The organism is Williamsia soli (assembly GCF_017377795.1).
GTDB classification, from domain to species: Bacteria; Actinomycetota; Actinomycetes; order Mycobacteriales; family Mycobacteriaceae; genus Williamsia; species Williamsia soli.
This window is the reverse complement of sequence record NZ_JAFRDR010000009.1, coordinates 132,320-155,593: the sequence shown is the minus strand read 5'-3', so window position 1 is coordinate 155,593 and position 23,274 is coordinate 132,320. Positions and strand designations below refer to the sequence as shown.

Genomic DNA, 23,274 nt, shown 5'->3' with positions numbered 1-23,274 from the left:
GTGTGCGATAAGACCATGATGCTCCGTCTGAGCGGTCCCATGACGCGGTGGCGTCCGGGCTGGTGTCCGACGCCTGTCAGTCCTCGGTCGAGGTGGGTGCAATCACCATAGCGCGTTCGGATGCAAAATGCAGTATGCAAGTTGCACTAATTCTGAGGTAGATTACGTAGAGCGCCGGCTGCGGCGCCCCGAAATATCGAAGGTGGTTCCATGCCAGTGCGACGTCGACGGACACACGCAGCCAGAACTTTCCTCGCGGTCGGGGTGGTCTCGGGCCTGCTGCTGACGGCCGCGTGCTCCGGTGACTCGTCGGACGACTCCGACTCGAAACCTGCGCAGGGGCAGCAGATCCCGGCCGATGCCACGGCGATCATGGAGACCGACCCGTATACGGCGGCGCGGTGGTCCTACCTGGTGGTCGACCCCGAGACCGACGAGGTCATCTACAGCAACCAGGCCGACACGTTCATGTTCTTGGCGTCGCAGACCAAGCACTTCACCGTCGGAACGGTGTTCAACGATCTGGGAGTCGACCAGACCGTCACCACCCCCGTCTACGCGACGGCGGCACCGGCGAACGGGACCCTGACCGGCGACCTGGTGCTCGTCGGATCAGGCGACCTGGCACTCGGCGGTCGCAACGCCGACCAAGGCAAGTTCGACTTCGCCACCGACGGTATCGACCACGTGTACGCCGATGCCCTGCCCGGAGCTGTTCTCGCGCCCGGCAACCCGCTGGCCGGACTCGATTCCATGGCCGAACAGGTTGCGGCCGCAGGGGTTACGCGCATCGACGGAGACGTCCTCGTCGACCCGCGGCTCTGGGAAACCTACGACACCGTCGAGGGACTGGTGCCGTCGATCTTCGTCAACGACAACCTCGTCGACATCCAAGCCCAGCCCGGTGAGCCGGGACAGCCGGCCACGATCCAGATGCTGCCGGGCAACGGACTGTTCACCATCGACAACCAGGTGACCACCGGCGCCGCCGACAGCGACTCCACCCTCAAAGTGGCCGCCGACGAGGCGAATCCGACGCTGTTGCATGTGACCGGCTCGGTCCCGGCAGGCAAGACCTCCCTGACCGTGTACCGCATCGAAGACGCGTCGAGCTGGGCCCGCCAGCTGTTCGTCGAAGCGTTGCAGCGCAAGGGCATCACAGTCAGCTCGACGTCGAAGTCGAACAACGATGCCGCACTGCCGGTGCAGGGGAGCTACCAGGAGAACCTGCGGTTGGCGGCGCTCGAATCGGCGCCACTCGGTGAATCGGGCGGCATGATCCTGGCGACCAGCTACAACACCGGGGCCAACACCTTCGTCTGCCTGCTGGCGGTGAAGGCCGGATCTGATCAATGCGAAGACGGCCTGCCCGCGGTCCGCGATCTGGCCACCGAGGCAGGCGTGCCGGCCTCGGATTTCGTGATCATGGACGGCCAGGGCGGCGACCCGTCGTCCGCGACGCCCACTGCCGTGGCCACCTGGCTCAAATGGGTCAGCGATCAGCCGTGGGCCGAGACCTTCTGGAGCGGGCAGCCGATCCTCGGAGAACGCGGGTCGCTGTCCGGAGTCGGGGTGGACAGCCCGGCCAAGGGGAAAGTGATCGGCAAGACGTCGACCTCCGCTGACGTCGAACCGGGTACAGAACGCCTCGTCATCACCACACAGGGTCTGTCCGGCTACCTCGACGTGGGAGACGGCAAGCGATTGCTGTTCGTGACGGCCGTGAGCAACGCGGTCTTCCCCGACCTGCCGCGCGGGGTGTTCCAGGTTGGCGACGACGTCGGCATGGTCGCGGCGGCGTTCCAGCAGGCGCAGCAGAAGTAGGTCGCGCAAGCGGGGATCAGACTGGGACAACCTCGAGTAGGTCTTCGAGTCCCGCGAAATCAGCGGGGTTGCGAGTGAACAGGCGCGCATCGTGCGCATGTCCGTTGCCGCGCACCATTTTCGTCCCCCTGAGCACCCGCCGAGGGAAGATTCCCCTCGGTGACCGTCCCAGGGGCCGAATGTGGTGGCCTCCGGGTCCGACGCGGCATGACAGACCCCCAGTAACCCCGGCGAGAAGCGCTCGATCAGTGCGCGTCGGCCGCCTTCTTCTTCCGCTTCGGGATCACGTGCATGATCGCCACGATGATCGCGCCGAGAATCAGGCCGACGACCGCGGACACGGTGGTGCCGAGGATCCAGGAGAGTACGCCGCCGAACCAGCCGTGGACGAGTTCTTTGCCCCAGTGTTCGAGGTGGTGGAGTTGGTCGGCCGGCCAGTGGAAGCCTGCCTCGCCGAGGTTGACGAGCAGGATGTGTCCGCCCACCCAGAGCATCGCGGCGATCCCGACGACCGTGAGGATGCTCATCAGTTTGGGCATTGCCGAGACGAGTCCGCGGCCGATCTTCTGGCTCGCCGTGGACTTGCGCTTGGCCAACGCCAGGCCGAAGTCGTCCATCTTGACGATCAATGCGACCACACCGTAGACGAGTGCGGTGATGAGGAACGCCACGGCGATCAGCACCAGGAGCCGGGTGACGAAGGGTTCGTCCTCGACCGATGACAGCGAGATGATCATGATCTCCGCCGACAGGATCAGGTCGGTGCGGATAGCGCCGCTGACCATCGTCTTCTCGAACGCCGGCCCGCGTTCGGTGGGTTCTTCGGCGGCAGCGTGACCCCCGCCGAGCGCTTCGTAGACCTTCTCGGCGCCCTCGTAACAGAGGAACGTACCGCCGACGATCAGTAGGTACGGCAACGCTCCCGGCAGGAACTGGCTCAGCAACATCGCCACCGGGAGGATGATCAGTAGCTTGTTGCGGATCGACCCGAGAGCGATCTTGCCGATGATCGGCAGTTCCCGGTCAGGGGAGAACCCGTGGACGTAGCGGGGCGTGACCGCGGCATCATCGACCACCACACCGGTCGCCTTCACACTCGCCTTACCGGCGGCGGCAGCGACATCGTCGAGCGTCGCCGCAGCGGCACGCGTGATCGCCGCTACGTCATCCAACAGTGCGACCAGACCACCAGCCATTGCAGACGCCTCCTTGGATCGACGGTTCCGTGTTCAGAACAGTATGTCGTGGTTGTCCAATTGACGGGAGGGAGGGCGGGTGCCGTTCAGTCGGACGGGTTGAGGATGAGCAGCGTCATGGCCGCCGGTTCTGATGCGGTCAGCGCGTGACGGACCCGGGTTTTGATATGGACAGCTGTACCCGGGACCAACTGCGTAGTGATGCCGTCGATCTCGAGGTCGATGATGCCGCGCTGGCCGACGAGCAGGATGGGTTTGGGCGCACTGTGTTCGCGCATGGCCTGCCCGGGTTTGAACACGATACGGACCACGGCCGCGCCGTCGGTCCGCGCGACCTTGTGAATGGACGGTGCTGACCCGTCCACCGTTGCATCGAGATCGGCCAGGTTGTCGAGGATCGTGAACGCGGGGTCGGTACTAGGTGTGTCCGTGGTCTCCATCGCTCCACTATGCGCTGGAGCGGATCCGCGGCTGGGCCTTACGACCGCGCGGCGACGCTCCAACATGCCGCGGTGTAGCGCACATCAGTGCCATCGGAGAACGCCGTGAACGCATCAGACAATCGGTCGACCACATGCGCTCGAGTCGTCTCGTCAACGGTGGGCAACGAAACCCCCACCCGACCAAACGTCGTGACGTACTGCAGCATGTCGCCGGTGGGCAGACTGAGTTCGACGTCGAGCGGTTCGATGGTGATGTCCCGCCAACCGCTCGATTCGAGGATCGGCGTGACGAGTTCGGGATCGGCAAAGGCGAACTGTCCGGGTGTGGTCGGAAGGCTGGGTGGTCGCGGCGGTAGGTCCGGCAGTAGTGAGGCGGTCGCGCGTTCGGCAGCCACCATGATGTCGTTGTCGTCAGGGTTGCGCCACACGATCATTCGCAAGTGCGCGCCGTCGGCCGAGGCTCGGTGCATGTTGCCGAACGCCGCTGCCGGATCGCTGAAGAACATGACCCCGAACCGGGAGACGATGGTGTCGAACGGTATGCCCGAGAACTGATGGGTCTGTACGTCGGCGGCGGCGAAGTCCGCTGATGCGCCCTCGCTGGCGGCACGCTCTCGAGCGAGAGCGATCATTGGTTCGGAGATGTCGACGCCGACAGCGTGGCCGGTGATCGCGCGGCTCACGGCCAATGTTGTGCTCCCGGTGCCGCATCCGACGTCGAGAACCTGTTGACCGGACACCTCGTCGACGCACCGGACCAGGATCTGCTCGAACGGTCTGTACAACCGATCGAGCAGATCCTGATTGTCGATCCAGGCGCGCCCGGACGGGCCGTTCCAGCGGGCCGCCTGCTCGGCGGCGATCTGCTCGTTGTCGGCCACGCCCGGTCGCCGACTACTTGGTGATGTCCACCGGCTCGTCCTCCACCGGCCGGCTCGCTATCTGCTGAGTCTTCTTGTACAGCCAGGCGATGACGAGGACGAACAGGATCACACCGAGGTACTCGGATGTCTTCAGGAAGTTGTCGCCGACGATCGCGAGCGGGCTGTCGTCGCCCGTTGCCGCGACGATCCCGGCGAAGACGACACCGAACAGGCTCTCGCCGACGATCAGACCGGTGGCCAGCAACACGCCCATGCGCTTCTTGCGTTCGACGTCGCCGCCGGACTTGTCGGCCCACTTGTTGTAGAAGGTGCCCAGGATCGCGCCGATCGGGATGACCAGGGTCAGTGAGATCGGCAGGTACATGCCCATTCCCACGGCCAGCGGGGGCAGCCGGAACTTGCTGTTGGTGGTTCGGGTCAGCACCTCGTCAATGATGATGATGCCGATCCCGATGAGGGCGCCGACGCCGATGAGATTCCAGTCGAGGTCGCCGCCGAACACGCCCTTGGCCAGCGACGAGATCAGTGCGGCCTGCGGTGCGGCCAACGCGTCGTCGGTGGCGCCGGGGGCTCCGACGAATCCGAAGGCGGTCTGCATGAGCTGCAGGATCGGGGGGATCACCGCGGACCCGAAGATGACGCCGATGATCAACGCCACCTGCTGTTTCCACGGTGTCGCGCCGACGAGCTGGCCGGTCTTGAGGTCCTGCAGGTTGTCGTTGGAGATCGTGGCCACGCCGAAGATCACCGCGGACACGAACAACGTGAACGCGATCAGTGCCGTGTTCTGGGCGTCGTCGGCGTCGCCGTAGACCATCTTGATCAGCAGTGCGGCGATGATGACGACGAGGATGCCGACGCCGGAGATCGGGCTGTTGGACGAACCGATGAGGCCGGCCATGTAGCCACAGACCGCCGCGACGACGAGTCCGATCACGAACACCAGGATGATGCTGACCGCGATGATGCCGGTCGCCGTGCCGTGGAGTGCGGTGTCGTGGACGAAGTCCCAGAGGAGCAGCCCGATCGGGATGAGCGCGACGACGATGACCAAGCCGACGTACTGGATCGGGATGTCCTGCTCGGTGATGTCGACCGACTTGCCGCCCTTGCGTGCACGCGCCGACACCATGGCGTTCTTGATGCCCTTGACGATCGGGCCGATGATCTTGAGGAGGGTCCAGATCGCGGCGACGGCGATTGCTCCGGCACCGACAAAGCGGACGTCGGCGGAGAAGATGCTGCTGACCCCGTCGAGAATATCTTCACCGGCGGGGAGGGCGCCGTTGCTCTGGATCGGAAGGATGATGCCGAACGAGATGACCAGGCCGACGAGCATGGCGATGCCGACGGTGAGACCCACCAGGTGTCCGACACCGATGAGGGCGAGCGACAGGCTTGCGCCCCACATCGTTCCGCCGGCACCAACCTTGATGGCTCCGGCGAGCGAGTTGCTGATCACCTTCAGCGCCGCCAGCAATGAATAGGCGGCGGCCACGACGGAGCCGATCAGGATGATCCGCAGGCCGCCCTTGTTCTCGTTGGCGCCGGTGGTGGTGTCGCCGACGCGCAGGACCTCTGCGGCCGCGACGCCTTCTGGGTAAGGCAGATCAGATCCCGTCACCAACGCTCGGCGCAGGGGGATCGAATACATGACGCCGAGGATTCCGCCGATGGCGCAGACGGCGACGGTGATCCAGTAGGGGAACCCGGTCCACCACCCGACCATGATCAGGCCTGGGAGCACGAAGATGATGGCCGAGAGCGTGCCTGCTGCCGACGCGATCGTCTGGACGATGTTGTTCTCGACGATCGAGTGGTTCTTGAAATACCGCAGGATGCTCATCGAGATGACCGCGGCGGGAATGGCGGTGGCAAACGTCAGTCCGACCTTGAGGCCGAGGTAGACGTTCGCAGCCGTGAACACCAGGGTGATCAGTCCGCCGAGGATGACTCCTCGCAGGGTCAGCTCCCGTAGACCGGGCGCCCTCTTCTCGACCTTGACCGAACCGTCTGTCGTCATTGCGGTAACCCCTCACCCCGAACGGGACTCGTGCCTGGCGCCGTCGGGATCCGGCGTTTGGAGACTGGATTACTTTAAGTCCCATGCTTCACACCGCGCATCAATTCGCGAGGCCGGCCGTGTCGAAGCAGGTAAAATCGGACATTTCTGTGTGCGAAGCCAACTTACGGCGACATCAGTGCGGATTGTGGGTGCTGCTCAAGATCGCGACGACGACTCCGGCGACTACCAAGATCGTGACGAGGCAGGCCATGATCACGGCCAGGCGACGTCGGTGCTTGGCCGCGGCGTTGATGCCGACTCCGATCCCGACCAGGATCGCTGCGGAGTACAGCGAGATCCCGAGGGTCAGGGCCTCCGGCGAGATGTCCAGGCCGGCAGCGAGAGGCGTGGGTGTGGTCATGAGGTCAGTAGATCATTGTGGCCGCTGGGGAGCTGCTGACGGCGGCGGTCACCGAGACCAACCTGGGAGTTCTGGCGTTGTCCACTGTTCGAGCGACCATCGCGCCCGGTGTTTCTGGATATCGTGTGACGCTATGCAGCCATCACAGGAACCCTGGCAGCCCTACCAGGGCCCGGACCACTACGGCGTCACCCCGCCGCCGGTGAATTGGCAGCAGGGATACGGATATCCCCAGCAGTACCCGATGCAGTATCCGGTAGCCCGTCCGACCAATGGACTGGCGGTCGGTGCGCTCGTCGCGAGTCTGGTGTTCGCGCCGCTGGGCATCGTCCTCGGCCACATCGCGCTGAGCCAGATCAAGAAGACCGGCGAGGAGGGCCGCGGGTTGGCCATCGCCGGAACCGTGATCGGCTACGTGCTGACGGTCATCGGCATCATCACCTGGATCGTCATCATCGCGTTCATCAACGCGGTCAACGACTACGAGTACGACGACGAGTACGACTACTACTCATCGCTCGGGTCCTCGTCGGAATCGACCACAGTTGTCGTCGCCGGTGGCGACGACGCGTTCAGCGGTCCCTCCGATGTGCGACAGGTGCTCGCCCTCGGCGTCTGACTCACGCAGTGAGCGGGCCGACGACGGTGGTGTCGTCGCTATCGTGGATCGCATGAACTCTGCGCAAGGCCCCGGGCAGCCTGGTAAGGGTCCGAGGAGCCCGGAGTCCGGGCCGATGAGCGGACTGACGCTCAGTGCGATGGTCGCGAGCATCATCTTCGGGCCACTGGGCATCGTTCTCGGACACATGGCCCTGCGGCAGATCAAGAAGACCGGCGAAGAAGGGCGGGGAGTGGCACTGGCCGCGACGGTGATCGGTTACATCATGACTGCCGCGGGCATTCTCAGCATCGTCATCGCGCTCACGTTCTGGAACTCGCTCGACGACGATGCCCCGGTGAACGGGTCGAATCCGGTGTCGGAGTCGCTTGTCGGAGGTCCGGGCTAGCCTCCTTCGTGAGTTGCCCATGGGGAGTGGGCGGCCAACTTCATAGGGGGAAACATGTCAGCAGGGGTGGACGTTCGGGTCGATACGCTGGGGAGCGCGTTGCGATCGGACTTGGGAGATCATGCTATGTGGTTCAGGCCGCGTCGATATCCGGATTCGTTGGCGCTGAGCATCATCGACGCCATTTTCTCGACCGGCGCGCGGTATGCGACTGTCGAGAACATCCTCGATCGGTACATTGCCTACCGGGATGGGCAAGGTGGTGACGCCACCGGCGATGGCGCACCCGAACTGCTCGCGACCTTCGCGGAGGTCGGAAGTCCGGGGGCGTGGGCTCAGGACATCGGCAATCGCCGGCCTACGTCCACCACACCCGGCGCGCCGCTGAAGGCTGACGCTGTCAAAGAAGCCGCGACCAGACTGCTCGCGGCGGGTATCGCAACGTCGGAAGACTTTCGGACTGCAGCAGATTCGGACGCGCTTCATGTGGTGCGGTCCGCGTGGCGGGAAGTGCCCGGTCAGCGGTCGGGCTTCACCTGGGCCTACCTTCAGCTGTTGGTCGGCATTTCGGCGTTACGGGTGGACAGCGTCTTCGCGGCGTACATCGCACGAGTGCTCGATGTTTCCGTGGACGACGTCGACGATGGGCTGGTGTGGGAGTTGATCGCGGAGGTGGCGCGCCGTAACGAGTGGGACGAGCAGGACATCCCGATGGCGATCTGGCGAGCCGAACAGCGGGCGAGGAGTATCGGTAGCCGCTGAGCCCGGTCTTCATCTCCGCCGGATGGTGACTGGCCGGGCCTTCGCTGTACGTTCCTCGAGGTGCCCGGCCGGTGTCCCGGCTGTTCCTGTGCTAGTCGTACGAAGATATGAACCTTCAAATCGAATGGGCATCAACATGATTCCTGGTCCACAATGTCGAGGTGCTCAAGGCTTCCAATAAACCTTATTCGGCGAGAAGACTGTTCGTCGCCATGATCGCCGTCGGTGGCGTGGCCGTCACAGCGTCCTGTGGTGGTGCGGCCGCTGAGAACCCCGCCGTGTCGAGTTCCCGCGAAGTACCGTCGATCCCGGCGGCTCCGGTGCCGCAGGAGATCGTGCTCACGTTCGTCGGAGACAACATCCTCGGCACCGACACCAATTTCGCGACGGCGACGAGTCTGCCCACGCTGTGGGCCGAGAGTGGCAACGATCCCAATTACTTCTTCCAGAACACCAAGAGTCTGTTCGCCTCCGACGATCTGACCATCGCGAACCTCGAGGTCGCGTTCACGACGTCGTCGGACAAGATCGACAAGGGGCCGGGGGAGGTCTATCACTTCAAAGGTGATCCGGCATTGGTGGGCACGCTCACCGCCGGTGACATCGAAGCGGTGACGGTGAGCAACAACCACACCGGCGACTTCGGGCAGCAAGGTTTCGACGACACCGTCGCGACGTTGGAAGGCGCCGACATCGACTACTTCGGTGAGGGTTTCAAGTACCTCACGGAGCTGAAGGGGCTCACGGTCGGCTTTGTCGGCTACCAGGCGTGGACTGATTCGGACGAGTTGCGTGCCGAGATCGCAGGCGACTTCGCCGACCTCCGCGCGCAGGGCGCTGACGCGATCGTCCCCTACTTTCATTGGGGCATCGAATCGACACCCGAACCGTACGATGTGCAAACCGCGCTGGCGCACTTTGCCATCGACTCCGGTGCAGCCATGGTCATCGGCAGCCATCCGCACGTGATCCAGTCCATGGAGGTCTACAACGGAAAACTGATCGCGTACTCCCTGGCGAACTTCGCGTTCGGTGGGAACAGCAACCCGACAGACAAGCGCACCTTCATCTTGCAGACGCGACTGCACACTCTCGGTGACTCTGTGAACAGTGTCGACTTCCGAGCGATACCCACCCGGATATCGCGCACGGAGAGCTTCAACGATTACGTTCCCACGCCGTACCCGTCCCCCGAAAAGGAAGAGGTGCTGGGCTACCTGAACAGCCTGTCGCCGACCTTTGGCGGTCGAATCTCGGCGGAGTTCGGCCCGGTTACCGGAGCGTGATCGGTCAATAAACCGTTACATCGCACAATGTTTGATTGTTGGTACTAACGATGACCCCAGTACTGGGGCCACCGCGGCTTCAGTTGGTGACTGTCCGACTTCGCCGATAAAGTCTTCGCAACTGGCAGCTGGCACACCGCCGCGAAGAAGATCGGATTCGCATGTACACCATGACCCCGGACCCTGTTGTCGACGCTTTACCCTCTCCGACACTCAGTGCCCGCGAAATCGAGGTTCTCCGGACCTGGTTCACGTGCGACTCGAAAAACGAAGCCGCCCGGTTGCTGTTCATCACCGCTGCGACGGTCAACACGCACATCGCGCGGATCCGCGACAAGTACGACGCTGTCGGTCGCCCCGGAGCCACGAAGTCGGCGCTGCTTGCCCGCGCACTGCAAGATGGACTCGTCACTGTGGAGGAGCTGTAGTCCTCAGCGGACGGATTTGCTCAGCTGACGGCAGGCGGAGCAAATTCAACGAATCAGTGACGTGAGCGGTCGATCTTTCGCGACCGCCGGTGATGCATCTGTTGCTTCTTCGTTTCGCTGCGGGAGTCACGACGCCGCCGATACCCAGCGATGCCTGAAATCCAGCACCTGCGAGAGTAATTCGAAAGTCGTGGTGGTGGTGAACGACAACCAGGTCGTGTTGGCGAGCCAGGACCGCAGTCAGGAGGTGGTTCGCGCCTACCGCGCGGTGTCGTCCCTGGCCAGCAAGAACTCGCTGTACGTCGAAGGCCGATCTCCAGTGCTCGTCGTCCGCGGCGAGGTACTCGTAAGCGAGACGACGGTTGTCCCCAACCTGTTCGTACTCGTCGGGTGTCCTGGCTGAATACATCGCTTCGGCGTCGAGACCCGCCCACGTCGCCGCCTGGCCGCTGGCGATCAACGGGGCCACTTGTGATGCGACCTGTGGACTCCGCATGCGCGCGGCCGCGCTGGTGTCGATCATGTACCGGGCGACTACCGCCATACCTGATCCCTGATGTCCTTGTCTGCCGTCGGTTCCATCCCGCCGTCTGACAGCCATTCGATTTCCCGCGCACGCGCAGACGTTTCGGCCGCATGACGCAATGCTGCGCGGACCGTATCGGAGACGCCGGCGGTCCCCAACTCGAGTTGGGCAGCCGCCAGCAGTTCGTCGTCGAGCTCGATCAGGCGTTTGGTCATGGGACTCCATGCGTATATAGAAAGAGCTAAATCAGTAGATATCTGATTCGCCGGAGCTCGCGACCATGAGTATCGGACGGAACCGCCTTCGGCTGGGGTCCACGACGTTCGAACCACCATGCTTCAGACTGATCCCCATGACTGAGCAGGATGCAGATAGAAAGCCGTTTTTTGGCTGGCAACTGGCGGGCGACTCCAAGGTCATCGCCCCGCATGAGCGACTGAGTTGGCCGAAGACCGTAGGTATCGGGTTGCAGCACGTAGTGGCCATGTTCGGTGCCACTTTCCTAGTGCCCGTGCTCACGGGATTTCCGCCGGCGACGACGCTGCTGTTCTCCGGCGTCGGCACCATCTTGTTCCTCCTGATCACCCGTAATCAGCTTCCCAGCTACCTCGGGTCGAGCTTTGCCATCATCGCGCCCGTGCTGGCCGCGACCGCGTCGCACGGCCAGGGGTCGGCGCTGGGCGGCATCGTCCTGGTCGGTGCGCTGCTGATCCTGATCGGTGTGGTGGTCCACTTCGCCGGGACGGGCTGGATCCACGCGCTCATGCCCCCGATCGTCACCGGCACGATCGTGGCGCTGATCGGTCTGAATCTGGCGCCGACCGCGAAGACGAACTACGAGCAGGACGCCCTCACCGCGACAGTGGTGCTGGTGCTGCTGATCGCGTCGCTGGTCCTGTTCAAGGGACTGATCGGCCGGCTCGCCATCTTCGTCAGTGTGGTGCTCGGGTACGTCTTCGCGCTGGTGCGCGACAAGGTCGACACCGACCCCATCGGTGCTGCCGACTGGATCGGCTTTCCGGACTTCCAATCGCCGACCTTCCACCTGTCGGTGCTGCCGATGTTCCTGCCCGTGGTGCTCGTCCTGGTGGTCGAGAACATCGGGCACGTCAAGTCCATCAACACCATGACCGGACTGAACTACGACAAGAAGATCGGCCGCGCGCTCGCGGCCGACGGTCTGGCGACCGTGCTTGCCGGTAGCGGCGGCGGTTCTGCCACAACCACATACGCCGAGAACATCGGTGTCATGGCCGCCACGAAGGTCTACTCGACGGCTGCGTACTGGGTCGCCGGTGTCGCGGCGATCCTGCTGGGGCTCTCACCCAAGGTCGGTGCAGTGATCGCGTCGGTGCCACCGGGTGTGCTCGGTGGTGTGACGACCGCTCTGTACGGCTTGGTCGGCATCCTGGGTGTGCACATCTGGGTGACCAACAAGGTCGACTTCTCCAAGCCGGTCAACCAGTTCACCGCCGCGATCGCGCTGGTGATCGGCATCGCCGACTTCTCCTGGACTGTCGGCGATCTGAGCTTCGGTGGTATCGCGCTCGGCGCCATCGCAGCGTTGCTGATCTACCACGTCATGCGAGTGGTCGGCGGCTGGCGGGGGACGGTGGTCGTCGACAAGGCGGATGCGGACTCACCGCACTGACTTGGTGACCTGGCTGATGTTGAATTGCCAACGCTCCACGATGTGGAAGCCCAGCCGGGCCGGCACCCGGTAGGCGTACGTCTTCCCAAAAGGGATGCCCGGGGCGATCTGTGGCCCGACGTCGCGGTCGCCGAGTGCAGGGTCCCGTTCGGCGATCGTCCAGATGACGGAACACGCGTTGATCTTGTCGCGGATCAGGTGCGGGGCGATGTTGTCGTCCCACAGCTTTCCTTGGTCGCGGCCAGGCTTGCCGAGGCCGACATCGACCAGCTGGTCGTAGGCATCCGGACGGGCCGACAGCAGCGGTCGAATAGGTCCTGGTTCCCAGGAGACGTTGTCGTCGAGGAGCAGGCAGTCACCTGGAGAGGACTGTGCGGCAATGGTGTCGGCGACCTGGCTGTAGTCCATCTTGAACTTGGCGTAGTCGCCGCGTTGGGTGATCCAGTTGGGAACGGCGGCGACGGCGAAGACCAGCAGCAGCGCGGCAATCGGCGCCGGCTTCCGGGCGACCGTCACGACGCTGACGCCCACCAGCAGGGCCGCGGCGGGAGCTGTGAACGAGAGGTACCGGTCGACGTAGATCGGTTGAGAGACGATGGAGTACACCAGCAGACCGACGGTGGGGACGAGCATCCACACCACAGAGATCACGGCGGTCTCGGCCTGCCCGTCGAACGACACCACCTCCCGTCGCCGCAGATACAGGAACGCCGCGACCGCGACGACGACGTAGGCGAGAACCCCGAACAGAACCGAAAAGTCGAAGTACTGCGTGAGCAGCACGTTCCCGAACGTCCGGCGGTCGAGAGGGTCGATCCAACTGAGTTGCCCGGACTGGGCTCGCATGAACACCAGGTACGGGGCGAGCACGACGATCGCGGCGGTGGTGGAGATCGCCCAGGATCGCAGGACGAGCCGAGGGGCGCCGAGCATGACCAGCGTGCACAGGTGCACCCCGACCAGCATCAGCAGGTGGATGTTGATCAAGACGGCGAACACCACGACGACCGCGTACAGCGCCCACAGCCACCGGGAGGTCCGTCGCGCGGCCACCACGAGGATGACGGTCACCCATACCGACGCGAGGGTCGCCAATGCGTAGGGTCGAGCTTCGATCCCCGCCGACGTGATCCGCGGCAACACCGCAAAGATCACTCCCGCGCTGAGCGCCACGGAGCGCGTGGACAACAGTCGCCCCAGCGTCACCACCCCTGCGGCCGCGGCTCCGACCGCGAGGCTGCTGGGTATCCGCGCCGACAGTTCCGTGTACGGGAAGATGTCGAACCACCCGTGCATCAGCAGGTAGTAGAACGTGTGCGCGGAGTCGGTGGAGGACACGAGGTCGAACAGTTCCGGCAACGGCCTGGTCGACGCCGAGATGGTCGCCGCCTCGTCGTACCAGAACGACGGGTTCGCCGATCCGACGATGCTGACGACCAGCGCCAACACCGCGATGGAGATCGTGTCGATCACCGGCGGGCGACGGAGCAGAAAGCTCCGCGCGGTCGGAGACGCAGTGTCGGTCGTCAGGGCGCTTCTCCGTCCGAAGGTCGTGGCGAGTGGTCGCCATCGTCTCACGGCCGCCGATGGCCGAACGACAATGGCGGGTGGTTGATACCTCACGTCGGACCATCAGCTCGTGGACCCCTGGGGCCAGTGGCTGCGCTCGGTGGCTGGATACCGACCGAAATCGTCCCCGGCGATGACCACGGCGCCGTTCTCTTCGATCGTCGCTGAACCGTAGATGTCGTCCCTGCTCCAGATCTGGAACCTGTACTCGATCATCTGGCTACTACCGGCGATCGATCTTCTCGCGGCCACCGGTCAGGTCGGCAGTCTCGGCGGCCACCCGTCCAGCCACCCACCCTCGCGTGTTCGTGATCGAGTGCTTCACCGGGGTGGTGGCCGGGAACAGCTCGTCGAACACGGTACCGACGGCCTCGGTGCGCTCTGCCATGATCGGGACCAATGCAGTGCCGTAGTCGCCCGAAGCCGCTCGAGCGGCGCGTTCGCGTGCCTGCACCAGGCGTTCGCCGATTCGGGCGGCATAGGCGAGCAGGAAGGAACGGCGGAAGCTCGGTATCCGACTGTCGGCATCTGCGCCGGCCTCCGTCATCGCGCGGGCACTTTGCACCAGCAGTGATGTGAACAGCAGGTCGCAGAGGTCGAGGTCGACGGGCATACCGACGATCGTGATCAGGCCATAATCCTTCAACCAGATCGACCGGACGCCATTCGCCCGTGAAACGGCCTGGAGAAGGGACGATTTCGCCTCGGGGTAGGGGTTCTCGATCAACAGGCGCCGCGAGCTCACCTGATCGCTCAGCGAGATCTGCTCGCGTGCATCGAGTACTGCGTTGTCGATGGCGTAGCGGGTCATCAGGTCCTGTGCCTTGGCTGACAATGCCTCCGCCTCTGCAGCGTACGAGGTGGACTCGGCTTTCGCGAGGAGACCACGGATCGTGTTGAGCACCTTGGAGTCTGGCTTTTTCGATGGTGCTGTAACCGTCGAACCCCATTCCGTGGGGACGGGCATCAACGGTGTCAGCGGACCCAGGCGGTTGATGAAACCGGTCATCGTCAAGACGGCCGCCCAACCTTCGGATGCGGAGTGGTCTTCGGTCAGGCGCCAGTGCGTGAACGCGTCTGCTCCTGTCGCCGACGGGGTGCATCCCAACTCGTCCAGCTGACCGACCCATGCGCTCGGAGCGGTGGTTCGGGCGGACGTCCGGTGGGCGTGCACGTGAACCAGGTCGATGGCGAGCCTGGTGGGCGACGCCCCCAGTTCGCGGCGCAGGACATGGACCAGTTCTGCGGGTTGCCAGCCGCGGCTGAACACCTGGTCGATCGAGTGGTCGAGGAATAGGCCGATGTCACCGGAAATCACTGCTGCACTGGCATTTTCGCGACGAATAAGATGGGTGATCACCCTACTCAGGACAAGCGAGTCTGCGCCTCGGCCGGATAGGCATGCGATGCCGGTCCGGATCAGGTCATAGTTGGACTGTCGTGGGTCTTCGCGGGTGTACGCGGCGTGGTTGTGAAGCTGGTTGCGTTGACGTGACGCGCGGCGGCGTCGGCTGTTGCGGCTCAAAATGTCCCCCCGGATGCCTGAGCAGGCGACGTGGTGTCGCACTGGGTCAGACGCTAGAACAGAGGTCTGACAGGACCCGGGAGCCGGCGATCGGGGGGGGGGGGTATCGGCTCAGAACGTGTAGACCCGCTCGGCGTTCGCTGCGTAGAACCGCTCCTGTTCGTGCTCCGCGGCGGTACCGATGATCGATCCGAGCGATTCTCGCAGCTGCGCGTAGTCACCTGCCATGTGTTCGATGGGAATGTTGCTCCCAAAAGCGACGCGGTCCCAGCCGAACACGTCGATGGCCTTCTCGATCCAGGGGCGCAGCGCCGCCTCGGATAGGTCGCGGGTTGTCATGCCGAGCCCGGAGATCTTGCACAGCGCATTCGTCTCGGCGGCGTAGGAGCTGATTGCAAGTTCCCATGCCGACCGCGAGAACGGGTCTGTTCCGGCGGGCCACCCGGTGTGTTCGATGACCACGTCGAGCTCGGGATAACGTCGCAGGATCTCGACCCAGTCGGCGGCCGTGTCGGGGTGCGAGGACACCTCGAAGATGAAGTTGTGTGCCTGCAGCCACGAGAGCACGGTCTTGGCGGCCTCCGAGCCGGGTTCGAGGCCATACAGGACCCGGACACCGCGAAACCGCGATGAGGCCGCCTGGCGTTCGAGATCGGTCATGAGCTTGCCTGCGTCCAGGGTGGGGTCCACGGATCCGATGAGGACCAGGTCGAGGTCGTTCTCACCGGCGTAGGCGTCGATCCATTCGGTCTCGTCGAGGTAGCTTCCGGGTGTGGTGACCGCGGAGACATGAACGAACTTGGTGACCCCGAAATCACCTGCTGCCGTGCGGTAGTCGCCGATGAGGAAGTCCCGGTACAGGTCTGTGTCGACGCTGGTGGCGAAGTCCTCCAAGCCCGGGTACCAGTCACGTCTGGAGACTTCCCACAGGTGGACGTGTGCGTCGACGATGTGTGTGGGCATAGGGTGCCTCCTCGACTACAGACGGCTCGCGGACGTGGCGAGATTGACTTCGAGCACGGTGCCGCTGGTGTAGCCGGGGTCGTTTACCAGATACATCACGGCGCGGGTGACGTCTTCGGGTTCGAGCCACGGAATCCCGAGTGGACTCAACGCGGCGAATCGAGGCGTGGCGTCGTCGATCGTGGGGGAGTCGATATCGGGACAGAAGACGCCGAACGTATTGGGATTCATCACCATCGGGGTGTTGACAGTCGTGGGACAGACGACGTTGGCCGTGATCCCGAACGGACCGTTCTCGATGGCGACAGTCTTGATGAGGCCGATGATGCCCCATTTGCTCGCGCCGTAGTGTCCGAGGTTCGCCATGCCGCTCCGCCCAGCGCCGGATGAGATGGCGATGATCCGGCCGAAGCCCGCCGAGGACATCGTCGGCAGCACGGAGCGGATGCAGTTGAAGGTGCCCGTGAGGTTGGTGTCGATCATGTCGCGCCAGACCTCGTCGCTGATCTCGGCGACCGTGGAGAACCCGCAGATGCCTGCATTCGCGATCAGGATCTCGACGCCGCCGAGGTCGACGACCGTGCGTTGTACGAGGTCGTCGACGGCCTCGCTGTCGCGGACGTCGACCACGGTCGCGGTGGCGACGCCGCCCTCGCTGCGGATCAAGTCGACGGTGGCGTCGAGGTCTTCCTCGGTCGGCATGTCGTAAGGGACGGTTCGGATCTGATCTGCGATGTCGGCGACCACGACGTGCGCACCCGCTGCGGCCAGGGCGCGAGCATGCGCGCGTCCCTGCCCGCGGGCGCCGCCGGTGACGATGGCGACCCGTCCGTCCAGCTCACGTGCCACGGTCGGTCCTCTCCACGCACTGATCAGCCCGGCTCTCGTCAACGTAACAAGACTCCGAGGGCAGGTGGCGCAGAATCTGCAATCTGCGCCCCGCAGCGCTCGGGTCGCCAAGTTGTCCCCAGGAGAAACCGGCGAACCGGCTCCGGGGGAGCAACCGTATGGCCAAGGTGGTCGCGACCAGTGATGGTCGAGGCGCGGGAAAAACTCTAGACGTCCTTCCGAAGACTGCAAGCCACGACCAGCGGCCAGATCAGATTCGCTGTCACACAGATTCGTTCGGAAATGCCCAACAGGTCGCCTCCCTGGGTCTCGTAGAGCACCCAGCCGAACAAGACGAGCAACACGCCTGCCGCAGTGACCGAGGGCACCGGACGCAGTGAACGCGGTGCGGACGATGACCTCGACAGCGCGGTCAACGGCCACACGGCATACAACCCCAGGTTGCCGCCGGCCACGATGAGATGGGCACCCTCGTTCACATCCACAGGTATGAGGGCAACCAGGACACCGCACGTCCCGGCGATCACCAGGGTCACTTGCGCTACGGAGCGCACACCGGACAGCCCGAGGCCTGTCACGACTGTCAACGCACCGCTCGACCCGATACCCAGCGTCATCAACCAGCCGCCGGAGTCGATCGTCGCAAGGTCGCTGATCGTCTGCCGCACGGCGTCGTAGCTGTCAGGGGCCAGGATCCCAGCGACGATTGTGGTCGCCACCAGCACAACGGGAGCTGCGGCGGCAGAACGCAGAGCCGACGTACGCACTCCTGGCCGCTCCGTCATGGAACTCCTCGGTCGCTGCAGGGACATTCCCGTACGACCACCAACGGTACGGAACCCGCTGTGTCAGGAACGTCCACCGGTCTGAGATTCGGGCCAGTTGAACAGCTTGCCTTCCGCGATCCGGGTGATAGCACGGTCGTCGGCGAGTTCGTCTCTCCTCTCGGGATGAGCAGCGTAATGGTGCAGTAGCCAGAAGGTGGCGTCGTCGCCGATCGAAAATCGTCGGAGGTCGAGCTTTGTGAACCCTCTCCGATTGTTGAAGGTGACCACTGTGAGGTGAATCCACTGGTTGTTCATGTACGACGGTGCCTGCGCTTTTAACGAGGCGACGTCGCTCCAGCCGAAAGTGACCCGGCGAGACCCCATGGTGTACGTGACCGTCGTCGGGGTGAGGTGCAGCGCCCCATACCGACGACCATTGACGAAGCACACGGCGAGTGTGTAGGTGCACCCCACCGCGCAGACGGCCAGCACGATCGGAAAACCGACACGCTGGTCGGGTGTGAGGGGAACGTCCAGTCGTTCGGTGACAACACCACTCACGAATACGGTGGTGCACACTGCCAGGACGATGTGAAGGGTCATCATGTTCGTATCGTGGTAGCGAGACAGGAAGACTGTTGTTGAGCCCTTGGCCTGCCTAATCCGTTTCCGGCAGGGTGCATTGACGCGGGCGCGCATCTCTACGACTATCGAGGCAAAGCCCAGGGCGCCGATCGTGGCGGCCGAAAAGTAGAACGACACTCTCCATGGATCGAGGTCGATGGTCGCCCGGATGCAGTGGTAACCCCAAAAGCCCGCCATCGCAATGAACGTCACCAGGCCGAGGGGTTCAATCGGGCTGCTCTTGGATTCCCAGCCGCGGGGAAGTGGTGGTTCTAGCGGCATAGGTTCTCTCCGACCGCAGCGCCGATGGCGCCGAAGACCCAGCTGCCACCGACAGAACCGCCTGCTGCAAGAAGCGGCCCGCCGAATCTCGCGCCTATCGCGCCCAAACCGATACTTCCGCCCGTCGACATGGTTCCGGATATCCCTGCGACGCAGGCATCCTGGGCGTTCGCGGCTGAGAACGTGTCGTACAGCGTCGTCCCGATACCGATCGCCGGCCCGGCGAACTTGGCGCCGACACCCACCTTTTTGCTCAAATCTTCTGTGAGCCCCGGCAGGGCCCCCTTCTGTGTGACGTGCGTGTCGATGCCGGTCATCGCTCCGCCGACGAGAGTGGGGATCGGATGCGTGAAGAACGTCGAATCTTTGTCGATCTGGGCGGAACGGCCGTCTCTTGTTGTCACGGAACCGCTGCGGAAACCATCGGCGTACTGGTGGAAGGACGCCGTCGTGCCGTCCGCCCAGGACACCTCGGTGTGGCGGTCGCCGTCGAACTCCTCCCACGACCTCGTGTCCGACACCTGGCGGCCGGACGGGTCGAAGTGCGTCACCGACACCTCGTCCAATCGGAAGGTAGGTCCCGACTGTCCCTTGTAGCCCTGCGAGTTCCACACCGTGGTGACGTGCTTGCTGCCGTCCTGCATGGTGATGGTGCTGGTCTTGTTCCCGTTGCTGTCCAGGGCGAGTTCGGTTGTCTCGCGAACCGTCACCGCGGCGTCCTCGTTGCGGATCTGCTGCTGTTGCAGTAGTCCCTGAGCGGTCGCCGGGCTCGGCACCTCGTCGGCTGGGGCCGTGATCCCAGGCATCCCCGGGACGGGTACGCCGGCGACCTTGATCTCGGGCATGACGAAGCCGTAAGCGCGGGCGGTCACCACGAGCGCGTTGGCCAATGCGTCGTCGGCGGTATCAACGCTCGTCAACAGTTGATTGACGGCACTCTGATTGTGTTCCTGCTGCGTGCGCAGAGCCTTTGCCTTCTCGGCGGTCATCGGGATCGGCCGGATGAGAACCACCCATTGATCGGTGACCCACAGGTCGCCGCGTTCGATGTCGCCCACACCGGCGAGGAGCGCATCCTTCGCGTGACCGAACGGATAGGACTGAGTGTTCAGCGTGGTGCCGATCCCGTCCGAGTAATCGGAGATCGTGGCTCCCATTCGTGCTGCACGCCTGAACATTTCTTCGGCCGCGTCGTGCGAGGTTCCGCTCCAGGCCTGCATCTCCGGCAGCATGGCGCAGGCCGTGGAGACGGCGGCGACCGCGTCTTCGACGATCTGTCCCGCTGTTGTGATCGCATGGCCGGTCCCGGGCAGGGTGGCGATGTCCCAGCCGCTCAGACGATTCCGTGTTGGAAGCATGATCACGCCTTCCAGAGCGCAGCGAAGTCCTCCGCGAGGTCGTCATCGGTCACCACGAACGAGTCTCCGGCACCGCGAACGGCAAGACCCATCATGTCCACGGATGTGGCGTGACCATGGACCAGGACTCCCAGGTGTGCGCCGACCAACTTCGCTGCCCACTGAGAGGTCGACCCGGCGATACTGTCGCACCCGCATGCCGCCACCGCGCCAAGGTTGGCGTCGGTGATTGCGGTACCGGCCAGATCGACTCGGTCTGCGAACGTTTTGAGCGCGACAGGATCTACATCCATTGTTCAACTCCCCCGTGTTGATTTCTCCTCTATGAGACGCAGCGCTGTCCGGTCCGGTTCCGTCGAGAGCAACAGGCTGCAGTGCACCGGGATCGGACGTGGCTTTGGTGGTGAGAGTCGGGGACACTGGCGGCATGGCTTCCGAAAGCGAGAAGAAACCGAGCAGTGCCGCTCTGACGGACAAGATCCGCGAGCTGCTCAACGCACGGTCGGCGGACTCGAGTATCTGCCCGTCCGACGTCGCCCGCGCGATGAGTCCCGACGACTGGCGGCCATTGATGGATCCGGTGCGCGAGGCGGCTGGTGCGATGGTCGATGCCGGTGAAGTCGAGATCACCCAGAAGGGTGAAGTCGTCGACCTGGGGACCGTGCGAGGACCGATCCGGATTCGCTGGCCACGCTGACCGCGGAATCTGCTCCACTTCTAGCAACCTGCTCCGGTTTCAGGGCCCTGGAAGTGGAGCGGATTGCTAGAAGTGGAGCAGATTGCGCTGTGGGGTCAGGGTTTTGGCTTCTGGGCGGCAAGCATCCGCTCTCGGAGGCTGTCATAGATCGGCGGTGCGCCCGCGAGCTGCGCGACCAGGACGGCGGCGGCGGTCGCCGCGATCATCGGCACCGTGACGGACGTCGTGGCGGTCATCTCGATGACGATGACGACCCCGGTGATGGGTGCCCGGACGACGGCACCGAAGAACGCCGCCATCCCGACCAAAGCCATCCCGATCGTCAGCGTCGAATCAACCCCCGGGACAAACACATCCGCGATGCCGACGAACAACACGCCCCAGAGCGCGCCGACCGCCAGCAGCGGCGCGAACAGTCCGCCGGGTGTCGCCGAGGCGTAAGAGAGCGGGCCCGCGATCAGACGCACGGCGAGATACCCGGCGATCACCGGGAGTGCAACGGACCCGCCGCCGATCAGCTTCTGCGCCAGGGTGTCGCCGCCGCCGGCAGTCAGCGGATCGACCGCCAACAGCGCCCCGATGACAGCGCCGATCGCCGCGGCTTTCACGAACGCCGGGACACGGCGCACTCGGCCGACCAGTTCGAGCAGCCCCATGATCACGCGGTTGTAGAAGATTCCCAGAACACCGGTCAGCAGACCGAAGACGACGAAGACGGGCAGCAGCACGATCGAGGGGGAGTCGACCGGTCCGACGAGGAAGTCCGGTCGATCGCCCATGATGATGCGCGAGCATCCGACACCCACCGCAACAGCGAGCAACGTCGGGATGACGGTCCGGAGCCGAACGGACTTGGTCACCTCTTCGAAGACGAAGAGTGCGCCACCGACGGGTGCGTTGAAGGCGACGGCCAATCCGGCCCCGGCCACGGAGGTCTGCATCAAACGCATGTCGTCGTCATCGAGACGAGCGCGGCGACCGGCCTCGGCGCCGATGGTGGCACCCATGTGGACGGTCGGTCCCTCGCGACCCAGGATCATTCCGGAGCCGATCGAGAGCAGACCACCGATGAACTTCGCGGGCAACACCCGTAGCGGCGGCGGACCCGCCTCACCCCGGGAGACGGCCTCGACGTGCTGGATGCCGCTACCGGCGGCGAGTGGGATTTGCCGGACTATCAGAGCGGCCAGCGCCGCTCCGGTCGCGGTGATGGCGATGGGTATGAGCCAACCGGGTCCGGGCAGGTCATGGGCCCACCGAAGCATCTCGACACGCCATTCGTCGGCTTCGCGAAGGCACCATCGAAAGGCGCCGCCGATGAAGCCGATGGCGACGCCGGCAGCGATGGCCAAGCCACACAGCGTCATGATTCCGCGCATCGATTCGCCGGCCCGAGCTGACGCCTCTGAAGGCTCCGCCATCTTCACTCCCCAAGCGGCCGACGAACACCCGCATCACCCGATGCGCGGTATCTGTAGTTGTATCAAGTGGTGCACCTGAGTGACCGATGAGCAGAAGGGCAAACCTATGACCTCGCCGTACCCGGTGCCGCAACCGGAACCGCCGCCGCGGGGTCCTTCGCGTGTGGTGATAGGTCTGCTGATCGCACTCGCCGTGCTCGTGACCGTCGGCCTGGCGGTCGTCGCCATCGGGATCGTCATGGAAAACGACGGGACCGCGAACCGCGGGAAATCCACGGTCACGGTGGTCCAGACCCCTGCATCGACTCCGCAGAGTCCCGCTGTCACCCCGAGCCAGTCGTCCACCACCCCGGCGACCACGACGACGAAACCCACTCGCTCCTCGGCCGGACTGTTCGACAACGCGCCGCTCTCGCCGGGCCTGTGCCAGACAAACGGACTGTGCCGGTTGTCGAGTCCGACGGGCAATTTCATGTGTTACATCGATGCCGCGCGTGCCACGTGCACGGCGCCGCGGGGCGAAAAGCTCATCAACGGGCAGACGGTCAACGCGATCTCGGTTGACGAAGCGGGGAACACCGAGCTCGCGACACTGTCTGCGGGATCGGAGAAACTCCTCGACAGACCCGAGATCGGCAAGCACGTCTTCCCGTACGGAAATCAGGTGACCGCGTTCGGATTCACCTGTGCCGTGGGCGAATCTACGGGAGTCAGTTGCCGGCAGGACAGCAGCGGCAAGGGATTCAGTGTGACGAGGCAAGACTATTTCTTCTTCTGATCCGCACG

26 protein-coding genes are annotated in these 23,274 nt (G+C 64.2%); 10 read left to right on the top strand and 16 right to left on the bottom strand.

The features are described 5' to 3' along the window. Positions 1 to 210 precede the first annotated feature (210 nt). A complete protein-coding gene (locus J3S28_RS22055) occupies positions 211 to 1,824 on the top strand; it encodes a D-alanyl-D-alanine carboxypeptidase/D-alanyl-D-alanine-endopeptidase (RefSeq protein WP_207842969.1) in 1,614 nt (537 codons plus the stop codon). A 245-nt stretch (positions 1,825 to 2,069) separates the two neighbouring features. Here the strand turns inward: J3S28_RS22055 and J3S28_RS22050 are convergent, their stop codons facing one another. From J3S28_RS22050 to J3S28_RS22030, 5 genes are all read right to left on the bottom strand, one after another. Further along, on the bottom strand, positions 2,070 to 3,020 hold the full coding sequence (locus J3S28_RS22050; RefSeq protein ID WP_207842967.1) for a DUF808 domain-containing protein: 951 nt from the start codon (positions 3,018 to 3,020) through the stop codon (positions 2,070 to 2,072). Positions 3,021 to 3,106: 86 nt separating this feature from the next. Continuing rightward, entirely contained in the window at positions 3,107 to 3,460 is a 354-nt protein-coding gene (locus J3S28_RS22045) for a cupin domain-containing protein (protein ID WP_207842966.1), read from the bottom strand. Positions 3,461 to 3,498: 38 nt separating this feature from the next. Further along, positions 3,499 to 4,344, bottom strand: coding sequence for a class I SAM-dependent methyltransferase (locus J3S28_RS22040; protein ID WP_207842964.1), 846 nt, complete (start codon positions 4,342 to 4,344; stop codon positions 3,499 to 3,501). A 13-nt stretch (positions 4,345 to 4,357) separates the two neighbouring features. Then, the gene (locus J3S28_RS22035; protein ID WP_207842963.1) at positions 4,358 to 6,370 is read right to left on the bottom strand and encodes an OPT family oligopeptide transporter; all 2,013 of its coding nucleotides are present in this window, start codon (positions 6,368 to 6,370) and stop codon (positions 4,358 to 4,360) included. A 175-nt stretch (positions 6,371 to 6,545) separates the two neighbouring features. Continuing rightward, positions 6,546 to 6,773: a hypothetical protein gene (locus J3S28_RS22030; RefSeq protein ID WP_207842962.1), complete on the bottom strand. Its 228-nt coding sequence runs from the start codon at positions 6,771 to 6,773 to the stop codon at positions 6,546 to 6,548. A 133-nt stretch (positions 6,774 to 6,906) separates the two neighbouring features. Here J3S28_RS22030 and J3S28_RS22025 point away from each other — a divergent pair, with 133 nt between their 5' ends. From J3S28_RS22025 to J3S28_RS22000, 6 genes are all read left to right on the top strand, one after another. Continuing rightward, entirely contained in the window at positions 6,907 to 7,392 is a 486-nt protein-coding gene (locus J3S28_RS22025) for a DUF4190 domain-containing protein (protein WP_237341914.1), read from the top strand. Between the two features lie 52 nt (positions 7,393 to 7,444). Continuing rightward, positions 7,445 to 7,780, top strand: coding sequence for a DUF4190 domain-containing protein (locus J3S28_RS22020; RefSeq protein WP_207842961.1), 336 nt, complete (start codon positions 7,445 to 7,447; stop codon positions 7,778 to 7,780). Positions 7,781 to 7,834: 54 nt separating this feature from the next. Beyond that, complete coding sequence (locus tag J3S28_RS22015; RefSeq protein ID WP_207842960.1) at positions 7,835 to 8,542, top strand: DUF8548 family protein; 708 nt, start codon at positions 7,835 to 7,837, stop codon at positions 8,540 to 8,542. A 161-nt stretch (positions 8,543 to 8,703) separates the two neighbouring features. Beyond that, a complete protein-coding gene (locus J3S28_RS22010) occupies positions 8,704 to 9,828 on the top strand; it encodes a CapA family protein (protein ID WP_307797328.1) in 1,125 nt (374 codons plus the stop codon). 161 nt (positions 9,829 to 9,989) lie between these two features. Then, complete coding sequence (locus J3S28_RS22005; RefSeq protein WP_237341912.1) at positions 9,990 to 10,256, top strand: LuxR C-terminal-related transcriptional regulator; 267 nt, start codon at positions 9,990 to 9,992, stop codon at positions 10,254 to 10,256. Between the two features lie 196 nt (positions 10,257 to 10,452). Beyond that, positions 10,453 to 10,659: a hypothetical protein gene (locus tag J3S28_RS22000; protein WP_207842959.1), complete on the top strand. Its 207-nt coding sequence runs from the start codon at positions 10,453 to 10,455 to the stop codon at positions 10,657 to 10,659. A gap of 131 nt (positions 10,660 to 10,790) precedes the next feature. Here the strand turns inward: J3S28_RS22000 and J3S28_RS21995 are convergent, their stop codons facing one another. Continuing rightward, positions 10,791 to 10,997, bottom strand: a complete 207-nt coding sequence (locus tag J3S28_RS21995; RefSeq protein ID WP_207842958.1) for a DUF2191 domain-containing protein — start codon at positions 10,995 to 10,997, stop codon at positions 10,791 to 10,793. A 137-nt stretch (positions 10,998 to 11,134) separates the two neighbouring features. Here J3S28_RS21995 and J3S28_RS21990 point away from each other — a divergent pair, with 137 nt between their 5' ends. Continuing rightward, a complete protein-coding gene (locus J3S28_RS21990; RefSeq protein ID WP_237341911.1) occupies positions 11,135 to 12,433 on the top strand; it encodes a uracil-xanthine permease family protein in 1,299 nt (432 codons plus the stop codon). Here J3S28_RS21990 and J3S28_RS21985 read toward each other — a convergent pair. The 9 genes from J3S28_RS21985 to J3S28_RS21945 all read right to left on the bottom strand — a co-directional run bounded on the left by J3S28_RS21985 (position 12,422) and on the right by J3S28_RS21945 (position 20,663). Then, positions 12,422 to 13,906 carry a glycosyltransferase family 39 protein gene (locus J3S28_RS21985; RefSeq protein ID WP_207842957.1) on the bottom strand — a complete coding sequence of 495 codons (1,485 nt, stop codon included), beginning with the start codon at positions 13,904 to 13,906 and terminating at the stop codon, positions 12,422 to 12,424. The two genes, J3S28_RS21990 and J3S28_RS21985, sit on opposite strands and share 12 nt — an antisense overlap. A gap of 159 nt (positions 13,907 to 14,065) precedes the next feature. Beyond that, entirely contained in the window at positions 14,066 to 14,218 is a 153-nt protein-coding gene (locus J3S28_RS21980; RefSeq protein ID WP_207842955.1) for a hypothetical protein, read from the bottom strand. A gap of 7 nt (positions 14,219 to 14,225) precedes the next feature. Then, entirely contained in the window at positions 14,226 to 15,320 is a 1,095-nt protein-coding gene (locus J3S28_RS21975) for a DUF2786 domain-containing protein (RefSeq protein ID WP_307797325.1), read from the bottom strand. Positions 15,321 to 15,638: 318 nt separating this feature from the next. Continuing rightward, complete coding sequence (locus J3S28_RS21970; RefSeq protein WP_207842952.1) at positions 15,639 to 16,490, bottom strand: amidohydrolase family protein; 852 nt, start codon at positions 16,488 to 16,490, stop codon at positions 15,639 to 15,641. A gap of 15 nt (positions 16,491 to 16,505) precedes the next feature. Continuing rightward, the gene (locus J3S28_RS21965) at positions 16,506 to 17,339 is read right to left on the bottom strand and encodes a mycofactocin-coupled SDR family oxidoreductase (protein ID WP_207842950.1); all 834 of its coding nucleotides are present in this window, start codon (positions 17,337 to 17,339) and stop codon (positions 16,506 to 16,508) included. Between the two features lie 206 nt (positions 17,340 to 17,545). Next, complete coding sequence (locus tag J3S28_RS21960) at positions 17,546 to 18,124, bottom strand: DUF998 domain-containing protein (protein WP_207842948.1); 579 nt, start codon at positions 18,122 to 18,124, stop codon at positions 17,546 to 17,548. 63 nt (positions 18,125 to 18,187) lie between these two features. Further along, positions 18,188 to 19,012 (bottom strand): hypothetical protein, encoded by an 825-nt coding sequence (locus tag J3S28_RS21955; RefSeq protein ID WP_207842946.1) that lies wholly within the window; start codon positions 19,010 to 19,012, stop codon positions 18,188 to 18,190. Further along, complete coding sequence (locus tag J3S28_RS21950; RefSeq protein WP_207842944.1) at positions 19,003 to 20,370, bottom strand: hypothetical protein; 1,368 nt, start codon at positions 20,368 to 20,370, stop codon at positions 19,003 to 19,005. Before J3S28_RS21950 ends, J3S28_RS21955 begins: the two co-directional genes overlap by 10 nt. 2 nt (positions 20,371 to 20,372) lie before the next feature. Then, positions 20,373 to 20,663 carry a hypothetical protein gene (locus tag J3S28_RS21945; protein WP_207842942.1) on the bottom strand — a complete coding sequence of 97 codons (291 nt, stop codon included), beginning with the start codon at positions 20,661 to 20,663 and terminating at the stop codon, positions 20,373 to 20,375. A gap of 134 nt (positions 20,664 to 20,797) precedes the next feature. Here J3S28_RS21945 and J3S28_RS21940 point away from each other — a divergent pair, with 134 nt between their 5' ends. Beyond that, the gene (locus J3S28_RS21940) at positions 20,798 to 21,067 is read left to right on the top strand and encodes a DUF3253 domain-containing protein (protein WP_207842940.1); all 270 of its coding nucleotides are present in this window, start codon (positions 20,798 to 20,800) and stop codon (positions 21,065 to 21,067) included. A gap of 95 nt (positions 21,068 to 21,162) precedes the next feature. Here the strand turns inward: J3S28_RS21940 and J3S28_RS21935 are convergent, their stop codons facing one another. Then, positions 21,163 to 22,488 carry a ClC family H(+)/Cl(-) exchange transporter gene (locus J3S28_RS21935; RefSeq protein ID WP_207842938.1) on the bottom strand — a complete coding sequence of 442 codons (1,326 nt, stop codon included), beginning with the start codon at positions 22,486 to 22,488 and terminating at the stop codon, positions 21,163 to 21,165. 79 nt (positions 22,489 to 22,567) lie between these two features. Between J3S28_RS21935 and J3S28_RS21930 the strand changes: the two genes are divergently transcribed. Then, a complete protein-coding gene (locus J3S28_RS21930; RefSeq protein ID WP_207842936.1) occupies positions 22,568 to 23,266 on the top strand; it encodes a hypothetical protein in 699 nt (232 codons plus the stop codon). The last annotated feature ends 8 nt before the right edge of the window (positions 23,267 to 23,274 follow it).

Coding starts and splice junctions, on each gene's coding strand:
- J3S28_RS22050 (WP_207842967.1), bottom strand. CDS start 3,020: ATGGCTGGTGGTCTGGTCGCACTGTTGGATGACGTAGCGGCGATCACG.
- J3S28_RS22005 (WP_237341912.1), top strand. CDS start 9,990: ATGTACACCATGACCCCGGACCCTGTTGTCGACGCTTTACCCTCTCCG.
- J3S28_RS22055 (WP_207842969.1), top strand. CDS start 211: ATGCCAGTGCGACGTCGACGGACACACGCAGCCAGAACTTTCCTCGCG.
- J3S28_RS21970 (WP_207842952.1), bottom strand. CDS start 16,490: ATGCCCACACACATCGTCGACGCACACGTCCACCTGTGGGAAGTCTCC.
- J3S28_RS21960 (WP_207842948.1), bottom strand. CDS start 18,124: ATGACGGAGCGGCCAGGAGTGCGTACGTCGGCTCTGCGTTCTGCCGCC.
- J3S28_RS21980 (WP_207842955.1), bottom strand. CDS start 14,218: ATGATCGAGTACAGGTTCCAGATCTGGAGCAGGGACGACATCTACGGT.
- J3S28_RS21955 (WP_207842946.1), bottom strand. CDS start 19,012: ATGCCGCTAGAACCACCACTTCCCCGCGGCTGGGAATCCAAGAGCAGC.
- J3S28_RS21990 (WP_237341911.1), top strand. CDS start 11,135: ATGACTGAGCAGGATGCAGATAGAAAGCCGTTTTTTGGCTGGCAACTG.
- J3S28_RS22045 (WP_207842966.1), bottom strand. CDS start 3,460: ATGGAGACCACGGACACACCTAGTACCGACCCCGCGTTCACGATCCTC.
- J3S28_RS22020 (WP_207842961.1), top strand. CDS start 7,445: ATGAACTCTGCGCAAGGCCCCGGGCAGCCTGGTAAGGGTCCGAGGAGC.
- J3S28_RS22015 (WP_207842960.1), top strand. CDS start 7,835: ATGTCAGCAGGGGTGGACGTTCGGGTCGATACGCTGGGGAGCGCGTTG.
- J3S28_RS22025 (WP_237341914.1), top strand. CDS start 6,907: ATGCAGCCATCACAGGAACCCTGGCAGCCCTACCAGGGCCCGGACCAC.
- J3S28_RS22030 (WP_207842962.1), bottom strand. CDS start 6,773: ATGACCACACCCACGCCTCTCGCTGCCGGCCTGGACATCTCGCCGGAG.
- J3S28_RS21940 (WP_207842940.1), top strand. CDS start 20,798: ATGGCTTCCGAAAGCGAGAAGAAACCGAGCAGTGCCGCTCTGACGGAC.
- J3S28_RS21945 (WP_207842942.1), bottom strand. CDS start 20,663: ATGGATGTAGATCCTGTCGCGCTCAAAACGTTCGCAGACCGAGTCGAT.
- J3S28_RS21995 (WP_207842958.1), bottom strand. CDS start 10,997: ATGACCAAACGCCTGATCGAGCTCGACGACGAACTGCTGGCGGCTGCC.
- J3S28_RS22035 (WP_207842963.1), bottom strand. CDS start 6,370: ATGACGACAGACGGTTCGGTCAAGGTCGAGAAGAGGGCGCCCGGTCTA.
- J3S28_RS21950 (WP_207842944.1), bottom strand. CDS start 20,370: ATGCTTCCAACACGGAATCGTCTGAGCGGCTGGGACATCGCCACCCTG.
- J3S28_RS21935 (WP_207842938.1), bottom strand. CDS start 22,488: ATGGCGGAGCCTTCAGAGGCGTCAGCTCGGGCCGGCGAATCGATGCGC.